Raw genomic sequence first — 4,650 nt, forward strand, 5'->3', positions numbered from 1 at the left:
TTCACCGACATCGTCGGCTCCACGGGACACGCCGCGGCGCTCGGCGACGACCGGTGGCACGATCTGTTGGATAACCACGACAGCATCATTCGCCACCAGCTCAAGCGCTTCGGCGGCCGTGAAGTTAACACCGTCGGCGACGGATTTCTGGCGGTCTTCAATAGCCCGAGTGTGGCGATCGATTGTGCAGCAGCGATTGTCGCCGCGATGCACCCGTTCGGGATCGAGGTCCGTACCGGTATCCACATTGGTGAAGTGGAGGTTCGCGGTGGTGACGTTGCCGGCATGGCTGTCCACATCGGTGCGCGTATCGCTGCTCTCGCGGCCCCAAGTGAAGTGTTGGTTTCTTCGACTGTGCGGGAGATCGTCACTGGGTCACGACGAGTGTTCCACGCACGCGGCGAGCATGAACTCAAAGGTGTGCCGGATCGTTGGCGACTCTATGCGGTCTAGCGCGGATCGAAGAACGCGAACTAAGTAGCGTCTTCCGCGGCGGCTCTGATGCGTTCGACGGTTCGGCGCATGCCGGCCCGCAGAACGTCCATGCGACGGTCATACCCCCCGAGGAATAGTCGGTAGGCCGCCTTCACGTAGCGGAACTCACCTGAGGTAATGCGCTCCTCCACCAGGAGGCAACCTCCATTCTCGGCTGTCAATCGGTACCGCCATAGCACTCCGCTGGCGGCTCGGAATGCAAATACCTTCCCGCGCTCCGATTCGGTGACGATCGCAGGCGAGGGCCACCTCAGACCGCGATCCTTATTGAGTCCAAGAAATAATGCGCCCTTGCCGCGCCTGGACGTGAGCCACATAGCCCTGTAGCACTCGGGACTCCACTGACCCATCCGTGTGATGTCGCTGATCATGTCCCAGATGCTGTTTGGATCGGCAGCGATGAAGGCTGAGGCCCGATCCTCGGGAGAAACCGTCATGAATGCACATCTAACACGCGACCTTCTGGAACGTTCGACGATTTTGCAGGCATGTGCCCTTGACACTTGTTCATGGGACAACGCATCGCCTCGTTGGCATGTGCTGACGCAAGGCGTGCTGACGCCCAAGTTTTGGACCGACCTTCGAGAATCTCAGAATATTAGTCCTGAAACTTCAGACGGCGCACACACTGCGGCCAAACGACCATAGAGAAACGTCGCGCGGGTTTGGCCGTAAACTCCACTGCACTTGGGCTAGCCCTTGCCGGAGGTTCGATCTGAGTGGCCCGCTGGGCGGACCGCATCATTGCCGTACGCGTTGGCAGCGTGCAACAGTCGCAGCGTGGAACCTTTCTTAGGCCAATTAGTGCTTGTTCCGTACGACTTCGCGCCCAATGGGTGGGCGCTTTGCAACGGCCAACTGTTGTCGATTGCGCAAAACGCAGCTTTGTTTACGCTCCTTGGGACCATCTACGGTGGCGATGGTGTCAGCACCTTCGCGCTGCCTGATCTCCGCGGTCGTGTGCCGGTCTCGTCCGGTCAAGGCCCCGGATTGTCGAGCTATAGCGTTGGCGAAACGTATGGAGCCGAATCGGTGACGCTCGATACGACTCAAATCCCGTCTCACACGCATTCGGTAAATTGCGATTCGGCTAGGGGGAACGAGACTGGACCAACCGGGCGCTATCCTGCTGAAGCATCAAGCAAAATCTACGCGGGTACCGCCAACGCGCAAATGAATGCGGGAATGATCGGGGGCACCGGAGGCGGTGCGGCGCATGAGAACCGTCAGCCCTCGCTGGTGCTGAACTGGATCATTGCGCTTCAGGGTGTCTTCCCCGCTCGTCCTTGAGGCTTTGACCTCCGGAATTCGTGCTGCCGCAGCACGCGCGGTTGAAATTGTAGACAGACCTAGAAAGATCTAGCGTGGGCTGGTCCCCACAACGTGTGGCGACCCTGGACACGAGGCAGTGAGGACGCCGCGCCGTCCCTGCCGGACGCGTTTGTGGGGCAAGTTTTGAAAGAATGTTTGAGACGCTGAGAACATTAGTTTTGATACGCCCAACACCCCGAGCAAACGCGCCAGCCGTTTCACCCGCAGCGGCAATTACGAGGCGACCGCGGAGAGTCGCCATTCGCCGGGCACGCCTTTGAGCGTGTGACCGCCTCGGTCTTCGAACTCAAGTCCTGATCCGATCACGAGGTCACGCAGCGTGCTCGACACCAGCACGTCGTTCGGCCCTGCCAGTGCGCTCACGCGCGCGCCGATGTGCACGGCGATCCCGCCGATGTCATAGCCGCGGATCTCGCACTCGCCGGTGTGCAACCCGGCGCGCACCTCGATGCCGAGCGATCGCACCGCGTCGCGAATTGCCATGGCGCAGCGGATCGCTCGCTGAGGTCCGTCGAACGTTGCGAGGAAGCCGTCGCCTGATGTGTTCACCTCACGACCTCGAAAACGGGACAGTTGAGACCGGACGACGGCGTCGTGTGCGTCGAGCAACGCACGCCAGTTCCGGTCGCCCAGCTCCGCGGCCCTGCGCGTCGAATCTACTATGTCGGTGAACAGAACGGTGGCGAGCACACGATCATCGGCCACCTCTGCCTGCTCGCCAGTGAGGAACTCGGCGATTTCCTGGAAGGACTCGCGCCAGGGTTCAACAAAGTGGTACATGTTGCGACCGCGCACCTCAACGTATTTCGCACCCGTTATATGATCGGCGACGTATTTGCCCCATGCAGTTGGGATGAACGGGTCGTCGGTGTGCTGGACGACGAGGGTCGGTACGCGGATCGCCGGGAAGACAAGCCGCACGTTCAATTCGGCTACTAGGGGCAACATTTGGATGATGGTTCCCGGGCTGGCCGACTGCCGTTCTTGTCGCGCCCATCCTGCCCGGATCTCCTCGTTCCACGGCATGTCCGGATTAATCACATGTTGAAACTCGCCAGTGCCCCATGTGGCGACCATCCCGGCGAGGACTTCATTCGAGTCGACACCATCCGAGCGTTCAGTCATAGGATCTGCATAGCCCTCAAGCACGACCAATGCGGTCGCGCGGGACGGATATGTTGCCGCAAAAAGCGCCGCTGGCGACAACGCGCCACCGAACACGACGAGGGCCGCTTCGCGGCTGCCCACATCGTCGAGCACCGCAGTGATGCTGTCAGCCCATTGCTCTAACGTCGGCGGTGCACCGGGCGTGACAGGGTCGGACGAACCGGTGCCCGGCTGATCGAAGAAAATCAGTCGACCGAGCGAAGTCATCGCCTCCACCCAGCCCTGGACGGACGGCAAGTCGGGCCAGAGATCACAATTTGTGAACCAGCCCGTGACAACCACGAGGTCGCGAGGTCCATCACGGGTCGTGCGATACGCAACACGCAGGTCCCCGTTGAAGGCGTAGCGCATCTCCGAGAACACGGCGGAAGTCTAATTCCAGGGGAGCGCTGCGGCAGACGTTTTTGCAGCTAAGGGTGTTTCCCCTAGATAGTCCCTCGGCGTGTCGAAAACACCACCTGCTGAAGACTTTCGGTGGCTGGCACGACAAACAGCTGCCGGATGGCACTGTGATCTGGCTCCTTCCCGACGGGCGCACCTATGTGACGACGCCCGGCAGCGCGCTGCTGTTCCGACTCTCTGCGCGCCACCGGGTGAGCTGCCTTCGTTCGACATTGACGGCACCCAACCGCGCTGCGGCGATCGCACCGCGATGATGCCTAAACGCCGCCGCACCCGCGCTCAGAACCGCGCCCGCCGCATCAACAGCGAACGTCGACACAACCACGCCGCCCGCGCGAGCCGGCAAGCCCAGCTCGTCGGCAACTTAGGACCAGCCCCGCCGGGCGGCAGGGGCGACGCTGAACTTCCGCCATTCTGACGGCCGGTCAACGTTTACGCAGAGGCGACGGCGAAAAGACGCCACTCACCGGGTACGCCTTTGAGTTGGTGAGCGCCGCGGTCCTCAAACTCGATCCCCGACCCGATTACCAAGTCGCGCAGTGTGCTGGACACCAGCACCTCGTTCGGTCCTGCCAGTGCGCTCACCCGTGCGCCGATGTGCACGGCAATCCCGCCGATGTCGTCGCCGCGGACCTCGCACTCGCCGGTGTGTAGCCCGGCGCGCACCTCGATGCCGAGCGACTGCACCGCGTCACGAATTGCCATGGCGCAGCGAATCGCTCGCTGCGGGCCGTCGAACATCGCGAGGAAGCCGTCGCCCGAAGTGTTTACCTCGCGGCCTCGAAACCGAGCTAGTTGCGACCGCACGACGGCGTCGTGCGCGTCGAGCAGCGCATGCCAGTCACGATCACCCATCTCGGCGGTTCGGCGCGTCGAGTCCACGATGTCGGTGAACAGCACGGTGGCGAGAACCCGGTCATCGGCTACGTCGGCCTGCTGGCCGGTGAGGAACTGGGCCATCTCCTGGAACGACGACCGCCAGTCGGGTTCGTAGAAGTGGTTGAGGTTGCGCCCCGGAAGCTCGACGTATTTCGCGCCCGGTATGCGATCCGCGACGTCCTTGCCCCACTCGGGTGGGATAACGGGGTCGTCGGTGTGATGCAGGACGAGTGTCGGGACGCGGACCGTGGGAAGCAACGCCCTCACGTCCATTTCGGCCAGCAGAGGCACCATGAGGGCGATGGTCCCTGGGCTCACCGCGCCGCGTTCCCAGCGTGCCGTCGCCGCGCGGATCTCCTCGTTCCACGGCATGTC

General features: G+C 62.3%; 5 protein-coding genes and 1 pseudogene. 3 read left to right on the forward strand and 3 right to left on the reverse strand.

Annotated features, from left to right (window positions below; all coding sequences use genetic code 11):
• On the forward strand, positions 1-453 hold a 453-nt coding region (locus VN856_RS20855), incomplete at its 5' end, for an adenylate/guanylate cyclase domain-containing protein (RefSeq protein WP_325692482.1).
• Between the two features lie 20 nt (positions 454-473).
• Here VN856_RS20855 and VN856_RS20860 read toward each other — a convergent pair.
• On the reverse strand, positions 474-932 hold the full coding sequence (locus VN856_RS20860) for an SRPBCC family protein (RefSeq protein ID WP_325692484.1): 459 nt from the start codon (positions 930-932) through the stop codon (positions 474-476).
• A 367-nt stretch (positions 933-1,299) separates the two neighbouring features.
• Here VN856_RS20860 and VN856_RS28920 point away from each other — a divergent pair, with 367 nt between their 5' ends.
• Positions 1,300-1,785, forward strand: coding sequence for a phage tail protein (locus VN856_RS28920; protein WP_414687011.1), 486 nt, complete (start codon positions 1,300-1,302; stop codon positions 1,783-1,785).
• A 255-nt stretch (positions 1,786-2,040) separates the two neighbouring features.
• Here VN856_RS28920 and VN856_RS20865 read toward each other — a convergent pair whose 3' ends face one another.
• Positions 2,041-3,357: an adenylate/guanylate cyclase domain-containing protein gene (locus tag VN856_RS20865; protein ID WP_325692486.1), complete on the reverse strand. Its 1,317-nt coding sequence runs from the start codon at positions 3,355-3,357 to the stop codon at positions 2,041-2,043.
• An 80-nt stretch (positions 3,358-3,437) separates the two neighbouring features.
• Here VN856_RS20865 and VN856_RS20870 point away from each other — a divergent pair.
• A pseudogene (locus VN856_RS20870) lies at positions 3,438-3,814 on the forward strand (hypothetical protein); the annotation flags it as partial.
• Between the two features lie 14 nt (positions 3,815-3,828).
• Here the strand turns inward: VN856_RS20870 and VN856_RS20875 are convergent.
• A partial coding sequence (locus tag VN856_RS20875) for an adenylate/guanylate cyclase domain-containing protein (RefSeq protein WP_325692488.1) occupies positions 3,829-4,650 on the reverse strand: 822 nt, incomplete at its 5' end.

This window comes from Mycobacterium sp. (assembly GCF_035603715.1).
GTDB lineage: Bacteria > Actinomycetota > Actinomycetes > Mycobacteriales > Mycobacteriaceae > Mycobacterium.

Bases quoted from the DNA above. Each gene is read 5' to 3' on its own strand.
- VN856_RS20860 (WP_325692484.1), bottom strand. From the start codon at position 932: ATGACGGTTTCTCCCGAGGATCGGGCCTCAGCCTTCATCGCTGCCGAT.